The following is a 17,530-nucleotide window of genomic DNA, read 5'->3' as shown; positions in this document are numbered from 1 at the left end:
AGCCCTCTGGAACAATGGCTCTCACCCTTTGCCTACAGCCAATCCCGCAAAATCGGGATCAACGGAACATCCGCCGCAGGCATCGAGTAATTTCTCAGATCATTCGCGCGTACCCACTTTAGCGCCTGCCCTTCCTTCGATTGCGGGATACCTTCCCATTTGCGGCAGGCAAACAGCGGCATCAGCAGGTGGAAATCGTCATAGCTGTGGCTGGCGAAAGTCAGGGGCGCGAGGCACGACGCCCAGGTGTCGATGCCCAGCTCCTCGTGCAATTCGCGGATCAGCGCAGCCTCAGGGGTTTCGCCGGGTTCGATTTTTCCCCCTGGGAATTCCCAAAGACCAGCCATAGATTTGCCTTCGGGGCGTTGGGCCAGCAGGACGCGGCCCTCGATGTCGATCAGAGCCACCGCAGACACTAAGATTGTTTTCATGAACGGTAATCCGCATTAATCTCGATATAGCCGTGGGTCAGGTCGCAAGTCCAAACGGTGGACTTACCTTCACCCAATCCCAGATCGACTGCGATCACGAGGTCTTGGCCTTTCATGTAAGCGGCGGCGTCTTCCTCGCGGTAATCGGGACTAACCCAGCCTTTTTCGGCGACAAGGATGTCCCCGAAAGAAATGCTCAGAAGGTCGCGGTCAGCAGCAGCGCCGGATTTACCGATGGCCATGACGATACGACCCCAGTTCGGGTCTTCGCCTGCAATGGCGGTTTTGACCAGAGGCGAGTTGGCAATGGCCAGCCCATGGATTTTGGCGTCAGCGTCCGTTGCAGCTCCGGTCACACGAATTTCTACGAATTTTGTGGCCCCCTCACCGTCGCGCACCACTTGCTGCGCAAGGTCCAACATCACAGTTTCAAGTGCCTGCGCAAACGCCTCATTCCCCGTGGCATCAACGCCCGAGGCTCCGGTCGCACACAGAAGCAGGCTGTCAGAGGTCGAGGTATCACTGTCGACGGTGATGCAGTTGAAGGTCCGATCTGTCTGTGCGCCCAACATCGCTTGCAGGGCGGATTGTTCGACATGGGCGTCGGTGAAGATATAGACCAGCATCGTCGCCATATCAGGTGCTATCATGCCGGAGCCCTTCGCAATCCCTGCGATAGAGACTGTTTTGTCATCGATCTCAGCCTGCGCGGATGCCCCTTTTGGGAAGGTATCCGTGGTCATGATCGCCCGCGCCGCGTCTTCGATGGCGTGCCGATTGAGGCCGGATTTCAAGGCCTCAAGCTGGGCGACGATGCGGTCATGGGGTAGCGGCTCGCCGATGACTCCGGTGGAAGAGGTGAAGACCCGTTCCACCGCAACGCCGGTGGCTTTGGCGACGGCTTGCGTCACCTCGGCCACCGATGTTTGTCCATAATGACCAGTAAATGCGTTGGCATTGCCTGAATTCACCAGGATTGCCGCAGGCCCGTCATACGGCCCGCCGATCTTGTCCTGACAGTCCAGAACTGGCGCCGCGCGCGTGGCTGAACGGGTGAAAACACCAGCCACCGATGTGCCCGGATCCAGCACCGCCATCATGACGTCAGTGCGGCCCTGATAGCGTACGCCAGCCTCAACCGTGGCAAAACGTACGCCGTCGATGGCAGGCAACTCAGGAAAGGCCTCTGGGGCCAATAGTGATACCTTGGTGATCGTCGCCACGCGCGTTACTCCTGCAGCAGCTCGATCTGGCGCATGACCTCGGGTCCAACTCCTTCCAGCGCTGGACGTTCGATCGTTGCCTGCTGGGTCAACTCGTCGACCTTGGCTTGGATCGCGTCCTGCCGGATGGTTTGGGCCAGTTCATCACGCACGACGGCCAGTTCCGGGGCCTGCGTTTTGCGTTTGTCATTCAGAGCAACCAAATGCCATCCGAATTGCGTCTGGACGGGTTCCGAAACACTGCCTTTTTCCAAAGCTACAACCGCGTTTTCGAACTCGGGCACCATCTGACCTTTACCGAACCATCCCAGCGAACCGCCATTGGGTCCCGAGGGGCCGGTGGACTTCTCTTTCGCCAATTCGGCGAAATCCGCGCCCTCGTCCAACTGGGCCTTGATGGCTTTGGCTTCGTCTTCGCTTTCAACCAGAATATGGCTGGCGTTGAATTCGTCCTCGCCCTCGAATTCGGCAAACTGCGCATCATAGGCGGCCTGGATTGCTTCATCCGTAACCTCGGCAGCGGTGATCGCCTCAACCGTCTGTACCGCACGCAGGGACCGCGTTTCGTTTTCCAGACGCAATGCGTTCAGAGGGTTCAGAGCATCCTGTTGCTGACCCAACAGGTGTTGCTGGACCAGTTGTTCAAGGATGAAGTCATAAAGAACGCCGTCTTCCAACTGCTGATACTGCGCGGGCAGAGCAGACGCGGTGGCGATGACGTGACCTAATGTGATCTCATCACCATTCACGCGCGCCACGACGGTCGATGCATCGGGCTTGGTTTCGGCGGCCAACGGCAGGGCCATCACGGCAGCAAGCGCCAGCGATGGCAGAAAAGTGAGGCCTTTGGGCATGGAATCATCCTATTTCTTTGCCGCGACAGGGCGCAGCGTTGACACTTTAGAACCTGCCGCTTACATCGCTTTGAAGCCTTGGACAGGGCCGCCTTTCACCCCCCGTATCTATGGGTTGCGCGCAAGGTGGGCAAGCCTGTCGCAACCACGATAAGAACAGATCCGCTGGAGTGAACATGCTGGGACTCGGAACGCTCGCCAAAAAGGTGTTCGGAACACCGAACGACCGCAAGATCAAGGCGACCCGCCCCCTGATCGAAAAGATCAACGCGATGGAGCCCGAGTTCGAGAAACTGACCGACGAAGGCCTGATCGAGAAGACCGCTGAGCTGCGCAAACGGGCGCTGGACGGTGAAAATCTGGATGACCTGCTGCCTGAGGCCTTTGCCAATGTCCGCGAAGGGGCCAAGCGCGCGCTGGGTCTTCGGGCCTTTGACGTGCAGTTGATGGGGGGCATCTTCCTGCATCAAGGCAATATCTCGGAAATGAAGACGGGTGAGGGAAAGACTCTGGTCGCCACTCTCCCCGCTTATCTGAACGCACTGACCGGCAAGGGCGTGCATGTGGTTACAGTGAACGAATACCTGGCCAAGCGCGACTCGGAATGGATGGGCAAGGTGTTCGCGTCCGTGGGCATGACCACAGGCGTGATCTGGACAGGTCAGCCCGATGCCGAGAAAATGGCCGCGTATAACTGCGACATCACGTATGCCACTAACAATGAGCTCGGCTTCGACTATCTGCGCGACAACATGAAGGCAGATCTGGAGCAGGTTTATCAGAAACACCACAATTTCGCGATTGTGGATGAAGTGGATTCGATCCTGATCGACGAGGCTCGGACCCCGCTGATCATCTCGGGGCCTGCGCAGGACCGGTCGGATCTGTATACTGCCATCGATGCGGTGATCCCGACATTGCAGGACGATCATTATTCTCTGGATGAAAAAAGCCGCAACGTGACCTTCACCGATGAAGGCAACGAGTTTCTCGAGCAGCAACTGCTTTCGGCGGGTCTGCTGCCCGAAGGGCATTCGCTGTACGACCCTGAAAGCACCACTGTAGTGCATCACGTCAATCAGGGCCTGCGCGCGCATAAACTGTTCCAACGCGACAAGGACTATATCGTCCGGGATGGGAATGTCGTGCTGATCGACGAATTCACCGGTCGGATGATGCCGGGTCGTCGCCTGTCCGAAGGCCTGCATCAGGCCATCGAAGCCAAGGAAGGCGTGCAGATTCAGCCCGAGAACGTGACGCTGGCCAGCGTGACTTTCCAGAACTATTTCCGCCTTTACGACAAGCTGTCGGGCATGACCGGCACCGCGCTGACCGAGGCGGAAGAATTTCAGGAAATCTATGGTCTGGGCGTAGTCGAGGTTCCGACCAACAAGCCGATTGCGCGTGAGGACAAGGACGATCAGGTTTATCGCACCACGGGTGAGAAATACGGCGCCATCATCGAACAGGTCAAAAAGGCCGGTGAAAAAGGTCAACCGGTTCTGGTCGGCACCACGTCGATCGAAAAGTCCGAAGTGATTAGCCAGATGCTGGACAAAGAGGGAATCGAACACAACGTTCTGAACGCCCGCCAGCATGAACAGGAAGCCCAGATTGTGGCCGATGCAGGCCGTCTGGGCGCGGTGACCATCGCCACCAACATGGCGGGCCGCGGCACCGATATTCAGCTGGGCGGCAATGTCGAGATGAAGGTTCTCCAGGCGCTGGCCGAAAACCCCGAGGCTGACCCGGTCGAGTTGCGTGCGGCAGAAGAAGCCAAGCACGCGGAAGAAAAGGAAAAGGTGCTAGAGGCTGGCGGTCTTTATGTGATGGCGTCCGAACGCCATGAAAGCCGCCGGATCGACAACCAGCTTCGCGGACGTTCGGGACGTCAGGGTGACCCGGGCCGCACGGTGTTTTACCTCAGCCTCGAAGATGACCTGATGCGCATCTTCGGCTCGGAACGTCTGGACAAGGTCCTGACCACGCTGGGCATGAAAGAGGGCGAGGCGATCATTCACCCTTGGGTGAACAAATCGCTTGAACGGGCGCAGTCCAAGGTCGAAGGTCGCAACTTCGACATGCGCAAGAACGTTCTGAAGTTTGACGACGTGATGAATGACCAGCGTAAGGTGGTGTTTAGCCAGCGACGCGAGATCATGTCAGCAGACGATCTGTCGGATGTGGTTTCGGATATGCGCGAGCAGGTAATCGACGATATGATCGACGAATACATGCCGCCGAAAACCTATGCCGATCAATGGAATACCGAGGGGCTGCATGAGGCCGTCAAGGACAAACTTACCATTGATGCACCGGTTCAGGACTGGGCCGCCGAAGAGGGGGTGGATGACGAACAGATCCGCGAACGCCTGATCAAGGCAGCCGATGAAATGATGGCACAGAAAGCCGTCGCCTTCGGCCCCGACAATATGCGTAACATCGAAAAGCAGGTTCTGCTGCAAACCATCGACGGCAAATGGCGCGAACATCTTCTGACGCTGGAACATTTGCGCTCGGTCGTGGCTTTCCGAGGCTATGCCCAGCGTGATCCGCTGAACGAATACAAGAACGAAAGCTTCCAGTTGTTCGAAGGGATGCTCGATTCGTTGCGTGAAACCGTGACCCAGCAATTGTCGCGCGTTCGCCCGCTGAGCGAAGAGGAACAGAAGGAAATGCTGGCACAGATGGCCGCGCAGCAGGCCCAGGCCCAGCAGGCAGTGGATAAGGCGGCGGGACAGGCCGAAGCAGTGGCCGAGGCGCAAGCTTCGGGCGATGCCCGCCCAGGCTTTGTCGAAGATGACCCTACAACCTGGGGAAATCCGTCGCGCAATGATCCCTGCCCCTGTGGTTCAGGCAAAAAGTTCAAACATTGCCACGGTAGATTGACCTAACGTCATCCACTTTCAAACACAATGAGTCCGCCTCAAGGCCACATATTGGCCTTGATTCAGAGGCAAGTTACGAGTCGCTCCTTCAACTGGGGAGGGTGTCTTGTTTGTAATAAAGAACTATGTGACCACGGGCGGAACTGTTGCCTGCGCCCTGGCCATCGGATATCTGATGCAAAGCGGATCAGCGCAGCAACCCAGCGCTGAACCAAACGGCGCGCGTGTCGCGTCGATCTCTGAGCAGGGCGCGGACCTTGCCGGGTTGCAAAGCGTTGTTCTGACTTCTTCCTCCCCCACCGAAGCGCACAATGAGATTCAACCAAAATCCTCGCATCCAGCTCCCGAACAAAGCCGTTTGCCATCCAACTGTGATCTAAGCGCGCGCGCTTTGGCTGTACCCGGTGCGAATGCACGGTTGCGAGTCAAGGCCCCGTGCCATGCAAATGCAACCATCGAAGTTCATCATAACGGGCTGGTATTCAGCACCGAAACCGATGCGCTTGGTGGCTTGAACCTGACTGTTCCGGCGCTGTCCGAATACGCCATATTCCTGATCTCACTGCCCGACGGCAAAGGTACAGTTGCAACAACGCATGTGCCAGAGATCAACGACTTCAACCGGATCGCCCTACAATGGCAGGGTAAGACAGAACTGCAGTTGCACGCATTGGAATTCGGCGCAGGCTACGGAGAAAAAGGCCACGTATGGACTGGCTCTGAGGCCGGCGGTGAGGGTTCGGTGATCCATCTTGGACAGGGCGGCTCTGACATTGCACGCAATATTGAAGTCTATTCCTTCCCGATACAATCCGCGACCGAGACGGGCTCGATCACCCTATCAGTCGAAACTGAGGTCACCGAGGCCAATTGCGGCAAACCTCTGAACGTGCAATCGCTGGAATGGCGCGCGGATCAACGCCTGAGATCCCGCGATCTGACATTGGATATGCCGGGTTGCGAAACAGCTGGTGATTTTCTGGTGTTGAATAATCTGTTCACAGACCTGACAATCGCTGCCAAATAGGCAGCAGGCAATTCAACGGTCCAAAATGAAAATCCTTCGTGCGGCATTTGTCGCGCTTTTGCCCTTGTCCTTGGCACAGGGAGCCTCCGCGCAAGACATCACTCTGACCTCACACGACGGCAAGATTGAAGTCGTCGGCACATTGCTTGGGTATGACGGTGAGTTTTACCGCGTCGATACGCAGTTTGGCGAACTGACGATCGATGGCTCAGGCGTAACATGTGATGGACCAGCCTGCCCCAATCTGACCAATTTTGTCGCTGAAGTGCGATTTTCAGGTTCATCCGTAATGGCAGAAACTTTGATGCCGGCACTCGTGCAGGGTTTTGCCGTACAAGAAGGTCTGTCGGTATCTGTTTCCGAGACTGCCGTAACCCAACGTGAGTATACATTGCATCATCCTGACCGCTTTGCACCTTTGGCCAGGTTTACCTTCTCCGTGACCGGCACCTCTCAGGGGTTTGCCGATCTTGCAAAGGGCGCGGCGGATATCGTTCTTGCCCAACGCGAGATTCGGCCGGGCGAGGCTAAGTTGAACCGCGACGCTGGATTGGGTGATCTGACTCAGGCACGCCGGTCGCGGGTCTTGGCACTGGATGCGATTGTTCCGATTGTATCTGACGACAATCCCATACGTCAGATATCCCCCGCAGACTTAGCCAAAATCTTCACGGGACAAAATACAAACTGGTCCGATCTTGGCGGTCCCGATGCACCCATTTCTCTGTACCTGCCGAAAGCCGGATCTGGCCTCACGCAGGCCATAGAGGATCTGTTGCTGGCACCGGTCGATGCGCCGATCTCAGCAGACGTTACATTTCATGCTCGCAACAGCGATCTTGTTCGCGCGATCTCGGGCGATCCTTTCGCAATTGGTATCGCCAGCCTCGCTGAGACGGGCGAAGCGCGAGCGCTGCCACTGACCGGTGGCTGCGGTCATACCCTCTCGGCGACGAGGCAATCAGTAAAGACCGAGGACTACCCGCTCACCGCACCGATGTTTATCTACCTGCCGCAAAGAAGATTGCCGCGGCTCGCCCGGCAATTTCTGGCCTACACCCAAAGTGGCGTTGCACAAATGGTGATCCGGCAAGTCGGATTTGTCGATCAATCACCCGAGACCATCGGGATGGCGTTACAAGGCGAGCGGCTGGTCAATGCCGTCAGCACCGGCGGAACCGAAGTTGGACTGGAAGAACTACAGCGCATGATCGAAACCCTCCGCCCTCTATCCCGGTTATCTTTGTCCTTCCGCTTCGAGCCCGGCTCGTCGCGACCCGATGCGCAATCCCGCTCAAATATCCTGCACCTGGCGCAGGTGTTGGAAAGCGGTAGGCTGGATGCGCGACAGGTGACTTTTGTAGGGTTTAGCGATGGCGACGGGGCTGCCACATCCAACACGCGCATTGCTCTGCAACGGGCCAAAACCGTTCGTAACGCGGTGCTGGCGGCCATCGAAACGAGTATTCCTGCGAGTCTCGAGATCGCGGTTGAGGGCTTTGGCGAAGCGATGCCAATGGCCTGCGATGACACCGAATGGGGCCGCAAGGTGAACCGCCGGGTCGAAGTCTGGATTCGATAGCGGTCAAAGATATCCTTGTGCGCGAAAGCTCAATTCTGTCGATTTGCCGATAATCAAATGATCGTGCAAGGTCAGCCCCAGCGCCGTGCAAGCATCCTGAATCCGGTTGGTCATGTCGATGTCAGATTGTGAAGGCGTCGGGTCACCTGAGGGATGGTTGTGCACCAATATCAACGCTGACGCATTCAGCTCCAGCGCGCGTTTCGCCACCTCACGCGGATAAACCGGTACGTGATCTACTGTGCCCTTCGCCTGCTCTTCATCTGCGATCAGTACATTCTTCCGGTCCAGATAAAACACCCGAAACTGCTCGGTCTCGCGATGGGCCATCGTCGTGTGGCAATAATCCAGCAGCGCATCCCAGCCCGAAATCACATGCCGCTGAATCACCCGCGCTCGTGCCATCCGATGAGCGCAGGCCTCAAGAATTTTCAGATCGGTAATCACCGTGTCCCCGATCCCCTTTATCTGACGCAGCCGTTCCTCAGGCGCCGTCAACACGCGGTTGAAGTCGCCAAACGCATCCATCAGAGCACGCGCCAGCGGTTTCACGTCCTGACGCGGGATGGATCGGAACAAAGCCAGCTCCAGCAGTTCATAATCCGGCATCGCTGCTGATCCGCCAGACATGAACCTTTCGCGCAGCCGCTTGCGATGGTCTTTTATGTAGGAGGGTAACCGACCAACGGGCAGCGGCTGCGCCGGTGCTTCATCCGTATCGAACAGCATGGGGGCTTCGGCAAAGGCGTCTTGGGTCATAACCCCACTCTGACGCAGAATCGGTTTCCGAAAAGTTAACGCGCCTTATCCCTGCCCGTCGGAACGGCAACACACGGGTCCCCCGCTTCATCTGGCCATAAATATCTCGGGGGAGTCGCCCAAAGGGCGATGGGGGCAGAGCCCCCCTGCTTAACCGGTTTAACCCTTCATGCCATCCCAGAAGGACTTCACAGAAGAGAAAAAGCTTTTCGATTCCGGGTGATTGTCTTCACCCAAATCGTCAAACTCACGCAGTAGCTCTTTCTGGCGGCTGGTCAGATTGACCGGAGTTTCCACGGCCAGTTCGATGAACATGTCGCCGATACCACCACCACGCAACGCGGGCATGCCTTTGCCGCGCAAACGCATCTGACGCCCGGATTGGCTGCCTGCCGGAATCTGAACGCGGCCGCGACCACCATCAATTGTAGGAACTTCGATCGAGCCACCAAGCGCCGCTTTACCCATACTGACCGGAACGCGACAATATAGGTTCACGCTGTCACGCTCGAACAGTTTATGATCCGAAACCTCGACAAAGATATATAGGTCGCCCGGAGGGCCACCGCGCATGCCAGCCTCGCCTTCACCGGCAAGACGGATGCGGGTACCGGTTTCAACGCCCGCTGGAATGTTCACCGATAGCGCGCGATCTTTTTCAACACGACCAGCACCGCCACACGATTTACAGGGATTCTTGATAATCTGACCCAAACCGGAGCAGGTCGGACAAGTGCGTTCAACGGTGAAGAAGCCCTGTTGCGCGCGCACCTTGCCCATACCGGAACAGGTTGGACAGGTGGTGGGTTCAACCCCACCCTCAGCCCCAGTACCCTCACATGAAGAGCAGGCCACGGCGGTCGGTACATTTATAGTTTTCTGCAGACCCGCATAAGCCTCTTCCAGCGAAACCCGAAGGTTATAGCGCAGGTCCGATCCGCGGGCTGCACGACGTCCACCGCCGCCGCCACGTTGGCCGCCCATGAAGTCGCCGAACAAGTCGTCGAAAACGTCTGAGAACGCGCTGGAGAAATCGCCCTGGCCGCCAAAACCGCCACCGGGACGACCTCCGCCACCCATACCGTTTTCAAACGCAGCGTGGCCAAAGCGGTCATAGGCCGCCTTTTTGTCGCCATCGCGCAGCACATCATAGGCTTCGTTGGCCTCTTTGAACTGCGCTTCGGCATCAGGATTGTCCTTGTTGCGATCGGGATGCAGTTCTTTGGCTTTCTTGCGAAAACCTTTCTTGATCTCATCCGCCGAAGCGCCCTTGGACACGCCGAGCACTTCGTAATAGTCGCGTTTGGACATCAGTTCTTCCTTCTGCCTCAACGTAATTGGGCCGGCCCGGCAACCGGACCGGCCCATATTGGCCCGGTTACCCGTTAGTTACGCTTGTCGTCGTCCAGATCTTCGAACTCGGCGTCGACAATGTCGTCTTCACCCGGTGCCTCATCGGCTGCCGCCGGCGCATCCTCACCCTCTTCGGCTTGCGCCTTGTAGATGGCTTCGCCCAGCTTCATGGCGGCTTCGGTTACGTTCTGGATGCCGGATTTGATCTTGTCGGCATTCTCGGTTTCCAGCTCGTCCTTCAGCGCGGCAATCGCCAGCTCGATGGCTTCGATGGTGGTCGGGTCAACCTTGTCGGCATGCTCTTCCATCGACTTTTCGGTCGAGTGGATGAGGCTTTCCGCCTGGTTCTTGGCGTCGACCAGCTCGCGACGTTCCTTGTCGGCTTCCGCGTTCTCTTCGGCGTCCTTGACCATCTTTTCGATGTCCTCATCGGACAGACCGCCCGAGGCCTGGATGGTGATCTTCTGCTCTTTGCCGGTGCCTTTGTCTTTAGCCGAAACCGAGACAATGCCGTTGGCGTCGATGTCAAAAGTAACCTCAATCTGAGGCATACCGCGCGGTGCGGGCGGGATGTCTTCGAGGTTGAACTGACCCAGGATCTTGTTGTCAGCAGCCATTTCACGCTCACCCTGGAACACGCGGATGGTTACGGCGTTCTGGTTGTCTTCGGCGGTCGAGAAGACCTGAGACTTTTTGGTCGGGATCGTGGTGTTGCGGTCGATCAGACGGGTGAACACGCCACCCAGCGTCTCGATGCCCAGCGACAGCGGGGTCACGTCCAGCAGAACCACGTCTTTGACGTCGCCCTGCAGAACACCGGCCTGAATGGCGGCGCCCATGGCAACCACTTCGTCCGGGTTCACACCCTTGTGCGGCTCTTTACCGAAGAACTTAGTGACCTCTTCGATCACTTTCGGCATCCGGGTCATACCACCGACCAGAACAACCTCGTCCACGTCAGCAGCCGACAGACCGGCGTCTTTCAGAGCAGCCTGGCACGGCTTCATCGACTTCTTGATCAGGTCCGCAACCAGCGATTCCAGCTTGGCACGGGTCAGTTTCATGACCATGTGCAGCGGCTGACCGTTCGAACCCATCGAGATGAACGGCTGGTTGATTTCGGTCTGCGAGGTCGAGCTGAGTTCGATCTTGGCTTTTTCAGCGGCTTCTTTCAGACGCTGCAGGGCCATCTTGTCAGCGGACAGATCGACACCGTGTTCCTTTTTGAACTCGTCTGCCAAGTAGTTGACGATGCGCATGTCAAAGTCTTCACCACCCAGGAAGGTGTCACCGTTGGTCGACTTCACTTCGAACAGGCCGTCGTCGATTTCCAGAATGGTCACGTCGAAGGTACCGCCACCAAGGTCATAAACCGCGATGGTTTGGGTTTCTTCTTTGTCCAGACCATAGGCCAGCGCAGCCGCTGTCGGTTCGTTGATGATCCGCAGCACTTCCAGACCGGCGATTTTACCGGCGTCTTTGGTGGCCTGACGCTGGGCGTCGTTGAAATATGCCGGAACGGTGATAACTGCCTGCGTGACTTCCTCACCCAGATAGCTCTCGGCGGTTTCCTTCATCTTACCCAGAGTGAAGGCCGAGATCTGGCTTGGGGAGTACTTTTCACCGCGGGCTTCAACCCACGCGTCGCCATTGCCGCCATCAACGATGGCGTACGGCACCATTTTCTTATCTTTTTCAACTTCGGCATCATCCACGCGACGACCGATCAGGCGCTTGACGCCAAAGATCGTGTTGTCGGGGTTGGTGACCGCCTGACGTTTTGCAGGCTGACCGACCAGGCGCTCATCTTCAGTGAAGGCGACGATCGAGGGCGTGGTCCGCGCCCCTTCGGCGTTTTCGATGACCTTCGGCTGCGAGCCATCCATGATGGCCACGCACGAGTTGGTGGTTCCGAGGTCAATCCCGATTACTTTTCCCATAATTTTGATCCCTTTCAATTTAAGGCGATGTCCCGAGGCCTGAACCCGTTACGGCATCCCGGCCCCGATCTGATGTGCGCGACAGCACTACACCATCGCGCGTCGAGGCGTATATAAGGGCGCAGACTGGGGCCTGCAAGCGGTCAGAAACGCAGGTTTTCGGGATTTTGTGGCCTTTTTTGGCAAGGTTCTGGCAAGGTTTGGGGATTCTTCCATGGCGCGGCTTCTTTTGCGCGGATTTGATATCCGCAAAGGCTATCTGGATGCGGTGTCGCAAACCCGCCTGGTTGACCTGTTGCGCCCGATTCTGAAGGCCGCGCCGCTCTATCGGCCCATCACCCCATCGGGCAAAGAAATGTCGGTACGCATGACCTCGGCCGGAGCATTGGGCTGGGTTACGGATCGGGCTGGCTATCGGTATCAGGATACCCATCCCAAAGGCATGACCTGGCCTGCAATCCCGGATGATATTCTGACGATCTGGCAAGACCTGACCGGTTCGGAACGTCAGCCCGATTGCTGCCTGATCAACTACTACGGCGAAGGCACCAAGATGGGCCTGCATCAAGACAAGGACGAGGCTGATTTCTCTTGGCCGGTGCTGTCGATTTCACTGGGCGATGACGCGTTATTCCGCATCGGCAATACGACTCGCGGGGGCAAGACCGAGTCAATTTGGCTGAACTCGGGCGATGTGGTGATAATGGGCGGACCTGCCCGGCTGACATATCACGGGATTGACCGCATCCGATTTGGATCATCCAAACTGCTGCCGAAGGGCGGGCGTATTAATCTGACGCTTCGGGTCGCCACCTAGCGGCGCGCCTCCCAGCTTTTTGACACGTGTTTGCGCGTGTAGAATTCAGCCAGCAACCCGATCATGGTCAGGACAATCCCCACCCAAAGCGCATATTCCCAACTAGTGTTGCGAGGAAAATAATTCCGGAACACAAAGCCACGGCATTGGTCGATTATGTGAAATAGCGGGTTCCAGGCAAACATGGCTAGTGCGAACCCGCCGAGCGCATTGCCGACGAACATTTTGCCCGAGAAAACCATATTCATTCGGCGGTATACATTTTTCAGGATTTCGACGGTTCTTGGGAACCATGGGTTGAGAGCCAATAGCACCAACCCAACTGAGCATCCTGTGAACCAGGACAGCACGAGCATGGCAAACGCTCCGCCGGGCTCTTGGATTTCAATCGGGTTTACAGCCACGCTATAGACAAACAGGATCACGACAATCGAAACCAGCTGAGTATATAATACTCCGAAAGCGGCAGCTGCCAGCATCACCATCATCGTCATTGGCGAATGTAATGTCATCGGATTATTGCCGGGTCCGACTCCGGCGATGGCAGTGACCGATTTAATGTTGGTCAGGAACAAAAAAACACCGGAAAGAAGGAACAGAACCTGCTCTCCCCGAATTTTTGCCACACCAGTAAAACGGCCCAGCAGCGACATAAGAAAATAAAATGCCGAGACGAGCAGAACAATTTGAACAATGTTGATAACTATGGCCAGAACGGCATTAGAATGCTGCGATCGAATATTGCGTACTACCGCGTGAAAGATCAGTTCGGCCGTTGTGAAGGCCCCACCTAAAAGTGACTGATTTCGTCTATAGTGAAACACCTGACTGATCTTTCCTGTTGTGTCGCCTGCAATATGGCACGAAATTCTTGCTGTTCCGTATCCAGCGCATCATAAGTCCGTAAGAAACTTGGATCAACAAACCTCAAGAACGGAGCTTTTTTGTGACCTATGACGCCCTGATACCCGTCATCCGGCGGCTGGCCCTTCAGGCAGGCGACAAGATCATGCAGATCTACGAGTCGGATGATTTCGACGTCAAAGTCAAATCCGATTCCAGCCCGGTGACCGAGGCGGATGAGGCCGCAGATGCGCTGATCTCGACCGGGCTGCGCGAAGCTTTTCCCGAAATTATACTAGTGACTGAAGAACAGGCGGACTCGCACTCGGAAAAAGGTGAGACCTTTCTGATCGTCGATCCGCTGGACGGCACTAAGGAATTCATCAACCGTCGAGGCGATTTCACGGTGAACATCGCGCTGGTCGAGAACGGTGTGCCAACACGTGGAGTGGTTTATGCGCCTGCCAGAGGCCGGATGTTCTATACTCAAGCCAATGGGCAATCGGTTGAAGAGACAGGTGATCTGGACGAGGATAATGCAGGCGAGACAGCTCTGATTTCAGTCTCTAAACCAGACAATTCAGCTCTGATGATCGTTGCCTCGAAATCGCACCGCGATCAGGCGACTGAGGATTACATCAACAAATATCAGGTGCGCGACAGCAAAAGCGCCGGGTCATCGCTGAAGTTCTGTCTGGTCGCAACGGGTGAGGCTGACCTTTACCCCCGCGTGGGCCGCACAATGGAATGGGACACCGCAGCGGGCCATGCAGTACTGGCCGGTGCTGGTGGAGTTGTCGTACGATTTGACGACCATACGCCGCTAACTTACGGCAAAGACGGCTATGCCAACCCGTTTTTCATCGCCTATGCTCCGGGCGTCGACCTGAAGGAAGCCTGATGTCTGTTCTGATCGTCATTCCCGCCCGCTACGCGTCGACCCGCTATCCGGGCAAACCTCTGGTGCCGCTGACCGGGGTCAATGGTACAGCCATGACACTGATCGAACGGTCCTGGCGCGCCGCCATTTCGGTCGCGGGTGTCGATCGCGTCGTCGTGGCGACAGACGATGACCGCATTCGCGAAGTATCCGAGGGGTTCGGGGCCGAAGTGATCATGACCTCGGATACCTGTCGCAATGGCACCGAACGCTGCGCCGAGGCACATACGGCGCTGGGCAGCGGTTATGAGATCGTAGTGAACCTGCAGGGCGATGCACCATTGACGCCGCACTGGTTTGTCGAAGACCTGATTTCAGGCTTGCGCGATGCCCCTGAGGCCGGTGTGGCCACCCCGGTTCTGCGCTGCGATGGCGACGCTCTGAACGGGTTGTTGAATGACCGCAAACACGACCGCGTTGGCGGTACGACAGCAGTGTTCGGCAATGATCACAGTGCGCTCTACTTCTCGAAAGAGGTAATCCCATTCACCTCTGAGACCTATGCCAACGATGATCCAACTCCGGTCTTTCATCATGTCGGAGTCTACGCTTATCGGCCAGATGCACTGGCAGACTATCCCTCCTGGCGGACCGGCCCGCTGGAAACTTTGGAGGGCCTTGAACAACTGCGTTTCATGGAAAACGGTCGCAAGGTTCTGTGCGTCGAGGTGGAAGCCAAGGGCCGTCAGTTTTGGGAACTGAACAACCCCCAGGATGTCGCCAAGATCGAAGAAATGATGGCCGCGATGGGGCTGGAATGAACCATATTCTGGTCACCGGCGGCGCTGGCTATATTGGTTCGCACGCCTGCAAGGCGCTTGCAAAGGCGGGCTATATTCCGGTGACCTATGACAATCTGGTCACCGGTTGGCAGGATGCGGTGAAATTTGGTCCGTTCGAGCGGGGCGACCTACTGGATCGCGCGCATCTGGACGCCGTCTTTGCCAAATACCAGCCAGCCGCCGTGATGCATTTCGCAGCCCTCAGCCAAGTGGGTGAGGCAATGTCCGAGCCTGGCAGGTACTGGTCGAACAATGTGACCGGCTCTTTGACGTTAATCCAAGCGGCAGTCGACGCGGGCTGTTTGAATTTCGTCTTTTCATCGACCTGCGCCACTTATGGCGAACACGACAATGTGGTGCTCGATGAAACCTCACCTCAACAACCGCTGAACGCCTATGGCGCCTCAAAACGCGCGATCGAAGATATCCTGCGTGATTTCGAATTCGCCTACGGGCTAAACCATGTGATCTTCCGATATTTCAACGTCGCCGGGGCCGACCCGGATGCCGAAATTGGTGAATTCCATCAACCCGAGACCCATCTGGTGCCGCTGATGCTGGACGCTGTCGCCGGTAAGCGCGATGGTCTTACAGTTTTTGGCATCGATTATGACACGCCCGACGGCACCTGTATTCGCGATTATGTGCACGTCTGCGATCTGGTCGCTGCGCATGTTCTTGGTCTGAAGTGGCTGGAACAAGGCAAAGAGAGCCGTGTGTTCAATCTGGGTACCGGATCGGGATTTTCGGTTATGGAGGTGATCGAGCATTCGAAGGCCGTCACCAATCGAGCGGTGCCCTACAGCATCGGCCCACGCCGGGCAGGGGACTGTACACGTCTGGTATCAGGTTCAACCCGCGCAGAACAAGAGCTGGGCTGGATGCCAAAAAAATCAACGTTAGAGACGATGATCACCGATGCGTGGCGCTGGCATCAGAATGGCAGCTACAAAAAGTGAGCACAAAAGATCAGCCGCTAAGCTGGGCGCAGCGATACAAGTTGCGCCTAAAGCGTAAGCGGCTTTTATGGCGGTCTTTTCGTAGCCGCCATCAGCTAACTTCGCGTGCAGACAAAACGCAACAAATCGCGCCGGGAGCAATCCTTGCCTTTACCACTCTACGGAACGAGATCAGCCGATTGCCGTGGTTTTTTCACCACTACCGGACGCTGGGTGTAGATCATTTTCTGATTGTGGATAACGGCAGCGACGACGGATCGACCCAGTACCTGCTTGATCAGCCGGATGTATCTCTGTGGCAGACAACTGCTAGCTATCGTGCGTCCCGGTTCGGATTGGATTGGCTGACATATCTGCAGTGGAAATTTGGCCACAGGCATTGGACGCTTATGGTCGATGCCGATGAATTGCTTGTCTATGCCCATCACGACACGCATTCGTTAAACGATTTGACGGGCTGGCTGGACGCGCGTGGGCAGTCCGCCTTTGGCGCATTGATGCTGGATCTGTTTCCCAAAGGCCCAGTGGGCACACAGTACTATGACCCGCAATCCGATCCTACGGATGTTCTGAACGGGTTCGACCCCGGCCCCTACAGATCCCAACGTCAATTTCCATTGGGCAACTTGTGGGTTCAAGGCGGGACGCGCGAGCGAGCTTTCTTTTCGGACCGCCCTGAAAGATCCCCGACTCTGAACAAAATCCCTTTGGTCCACTGGTCGCGACATATGGCTTATGTGAATTCCTGCCACTCCGTCCTGCCGCGAGCCCTGAATTTTGAATATGACGGGCCAGAGGGGCAGGCTCCTTCGGGCGTTTTGCTGCACACGAAATTCCTGCCGGGGGTTGTAGAAAAATCGCAGATCGAAAAACACAGGCGCCAGCATTTCCACGACCCTGAAAAATTCAGCACATATTATGATGGGATTATTAATAAACCCGATCTTTGGGGGTCTGATTCTGTAAAGCTGCGCGATTGGCAACAATTGGAGACTTTGGGGCTGCTGAACGGTGGCAGCTTTCCAGCCACTACGGGGAAGTAAACGGGATATAAACCCATTGCTTCGCAAGGTAGCTAGATGTCATAAAACGATGACGGCTCGGCACCACTCAGGCCTCAGGTGGCCCCGGG

15 protein-coding genes are annotated in these 17,530 nt (G+C 56.6%); 8 read left to right on the top strand and 7 right to left on the bottom strand.

All coding sequences use genetic code 11. The features are described from left to right. Window positions 1-32: 32 nt before the first annotated feature. Genes mutT through ACR0JR_RS16005 form a run of 3 tightly spaced genes read right to left on the bottom strand, consistent with a single transcriptional unit; the run spans window position 33 to window position 2,508 of the window. Window positions 33-431: an 8-oxo-dGTP diphosphatase MutT gene (gene mutT, locus ACR0JR_RS16015; protein ID WP_170471024.1), complete on the bottom strand. Its 399-nt coding sequence runs from the start codon at window positions 429-431 to the stop codon at window positions 33-35. Then, the gene (argJ, locus tag ACR0JR_RS16010) at window positions 428-1,654 is read right to left on the bottom strand and encodes a bifunctional glutamate N-acetyltransferase/amino-acid acetyltransferase ArgJ (RefSeq protein ID WP_480456996.1); all 1,227 of its coding nucleotides are present in this window, start codon (window positions 1,652-1,654) and stop codon (window positions 428-430) included. The genes mutT and argJ overlap by 4 nt, the downstream gene beginning before the upstream one ends. A gap of 5 nt (window positions 1,655-1,659) precedes the next feature. After that, window positions 1,660-2,508, bottom strand: coding sequence for a peptidylprolyl isomerase (locus tag ACR0JR_RS16005; RefSeq protein ID WP_170780038.1), 849 nt, complete (start codon window positions 2,506-2,508; stop codon window positions 1,660-1,662). A gap of 176 nt (window positions 2,509-2,684) precedes the next feature. Here ACR0JR_RS16005 and secA point away from each other — a divergent pair, with 176 nt between their 5' ends. The 3 genes from secA to ACR0JR_RS15990 all read left to right on the top strand — a co-directional run bounded on the left by secA (window position 2,685) and on the right by ACR0JR_RS15990 (window position 8,005). Next, window positions 2,685-5,402 carry a preprotein translocase subunit SecA gene (gene secA, locus ACR0JR_RS16000; RefSeq protein ID WP_480456995.1) on the top strand — a complete coding sequence of 906 codons (2,718 nt, stop codon included), beginning with the start codon at window positions 2,685-2,687 and terminating at the stop codon, window positions 5,400-5,402. Between the two features lie 100 nt (window positions 5,403-5,502). Further along, window positions 5,503-6,423 (top strand): hypothetical protein, encoded by a 921-nt coding sequence (locus tag ACR0JR_RS15995; protein ID WP_480456994.1) that lies wholly within the window; start codon window positions 5,503-5,505, stop codon window positions 6,421-6,423. A gap of 25 nt (window positions 6,424-6,448) precedes the next feature. Next, window positions 6,449-8,005 (top strand): phosphate ABC transporter substrate-binding/OmpA family protein, encoded by a 1,557-nt coding sequence (locus ACR0JR_RS15990; protein WP_480456993.1) that lies wholly within the window; start codon window positions 6,449-6,451, stop codon window positions 8,003-8,005. Window positions 8,006-8,008: 3 nt separating this feature from the next. Here the strand turns inward: ACR0JR_RS15990 and radC are convergent, their stop codons facing one another. The 3 genes from radC to dnaK all read right to left on the bottom strand — a co-directional run bounded on the left by radC (window position 8,009) and on the right by dnaK (window position 12,057). Next, entirely contained in the window at window positions 8,009-8,764 is a 756-nt protein-coding gene (gene radC / locus ACR0JR_RS15985; protein WP_170471034.1) for a RadC family protein, read from the bottom strand. A gap of 159 nt (window positions 8,765-8,923) precedes the next feature. Continuing rightward, a complete protein-coding gene (dnaJ, locus tag ACR0JR_RS15980; protein ID WP_010442938.1) occupies window positions 8,924-10,075 on the bottom strand; it encodes a molecular chaperone DnaJ in 1,152 nt (383 codons plus the stop codon). Between the two features lie 74 nt (window positions 10,076-10,149). Next, window positions 10,150-12,057 carry a molecular chaperone DnaK gene (dnaK, locus tag ACR0JR_RS15975; protein WP_170471036.1) on the bottom strand — a complete coding sequence of 636 codons (1,908 nt, stop codon included), beginning with the start codon at window positions 12,055-12,057 and terminating at the stop codon, window positions 10,150-10,152. Between the two features lie 214 nt (window positions 12,058-12,271). On the opposite strand from dnaK, the gene ACR0JR_RS15970 reads away from it, so the two are divergent. After that, window positions 12,272-12,874, top strand: a complete 603-nt coding sequence (locus tag ACR0JR_RS15970; RefSeq protein ID WP_480456992.1) for an alpha-ketoglutarate-dependent dioxygenase AlkB family protein — start codon at window positions 12,272-12,274, stop codon at window positions 12,872-12,874. Here the strand turns inward: ACR0JR_RS15970 and ACR0JR_RS15965 are convergent. Continuing rightward, window positions 12,871-13,698: an ABC transporter permease gene (locus ACR0JR_RS15965; RefSeq protein ID WP_480456991.1), complete on the bottom strand. Its 828-nt coding sequence runs from the start codon at window positions 13,696-13,698 to the stop codon at window positions 12,871-12,873. The two genes, ACR0JR_RS15970 and ACR0JR_RS15965, sit on opposite strands and share 4 nt — an antisense overlap. Window positions 13,699-13,820: 122 nt before the next feature. Here ACR0JR_RS15965 and cysQ point away from each other — a divergent pair, with 122 nt between their 5' ends. From cysQ to ACR0JR_RS15945, 4 genes are read left to right on the top strand one after another with little or no spacing between them, the layout of a single operon-like run. Further along, window positions 13,821-14,618 carry a 3'(2'),5'-bisphosphate nucleotidase CysQ gene (gene cysQ, locus ACR0JR_RS15960; RefSeq protein WP_480456990.1) on the top strand — a complete coding sequence of 266 codons (798 nt, stop codon included), beginning with the start codon at window positions 13,821-13,823 and terminating at the stop codon, window positions 14,616-14,618. Beyond that, window positions 14,618-15,418, top strand: coding sequence for a 3-deoxy-manno-octulosonate cytidylyltransferase family protein (locus tag ACR0JR_RS15955; protein WP_170542589.1), 801 nt, complete (start codon window positions 14,618-14,620; stop codon window positions 15,416-15,418). Before cysQ ends, ACR0JR_RS15955 begins: the two co-directional genes overlap by 1 nt. Next, the gene (galE, locus tag ACR0JR_RS15950; RefSeq protein ID WP_480456989.1) at window positions 15,415-16,398 is read left to right on the top strand and encodes a UDP-glucose 4-epimerase GalE; all 984 of its coding nucleotides are present in this window, start codon (window positions 15,415-15,417) and stop codon (window positions 16,396-16,398) included. Before ACR0JR_RS15955 ends, galE begins: the two co-directional genes overlap by 4 nt. After that, entirely contained in the window at window positions 16,395-17,441 is a 1,047-nt protein-coding gene (locus ACR0JR_RS15945) for a glycosyltransferase family 2 protein (RefSeq protein WP_480456988.1), read from the top strand. Before galE ends, ACR0JR_RS15945 begins: the two co-directional genes overlap by 4 nt. Window positions 17,442-17,530: the final 89 nt, after the last annotated feature.

It is taken from the genome of Ruegeria sp. AA3 (genome assembly GCF_056542905.1).
This window is presented reverse-complemented; position numbering and strand designations above follow the sequence as displayed.

What these genes read in the sequence shown, in the direction of transcription:
- mutT (WP_170471024.1), bottom strand. Translation starts at nt 431, where the DNA reads ATGAAAACAATCTTAGTGTCTGCGGTGGCTCTGATCGACATCGAGGGC.
- ACR0JR_RS16005 (WP_170780038.1), bottom strand. Translation starts at nt 2,508, where the DNA reads ATGCCCAAAGGCCTCACTTTTCTGCCATCGCTGGCGCTTGCTGCCGTG.
- secA (WP_480456995.1), top strand. Translation starts at nt 2,685, where the DNA reads ATGCTGGGACTCGGAACGCTCGCCAAAAAGGTGTTCGGAACACCGAAC.
- ACR0JR_RS15990 (WP_480456993.1), top strand. Translation starts at nt 6,449, where the DNA reads ATGAAAATCCTTCGTGCGGCATTTGTCGCGCTTTTGCCCTTGTCCTTG.
- radC (WP_170471034.1), bottom strand. Translation starts at nt 8,764, where the DNA reads ATGACCCAAGACGCCTTTGCCGAAGCCCCCATGCTGTTCGATACGGAT.
- dnaJ (WP_010442938.1), bottom strand. Translation starts at nt 10,075, where the DNA reads ATGTCCAAACGCGACTATTACGAAGTGCTCGGCGTGTCCAAGGGCGCT.
- dnaK (WP_170471036.1), bottom strand. Translation starts at nt 12,057, where the DNA reads ATGGGAAAAGTAATCGGGATTGACCTCGGAACCACCAACTCGTGCGTG.
- ACR0JR_RS15970 (WP_480456992.1), top strand. Translation starts at nt 12,272, where the DNA reads ATGGCGCGGCTTCTTTTGCGCGGATTTGATATCCGCAAAGGCTATCTG.
- ACR0JR_RS15955 (WP_170542589.1), top strand. Translation starts at nt 14,618, where the DNA reads ATGTCTGTTCTGATCGTCATTCCCGCCCGCTACGCGTCGACCCGCTAT.
- galE (WP_480456989.1), top strand. Translation starts at nt 15,415, where the DNA reads ATGAACCATATTCTGGTCACCGGCGGCGCTGGCTATATTGGTTCGCAC.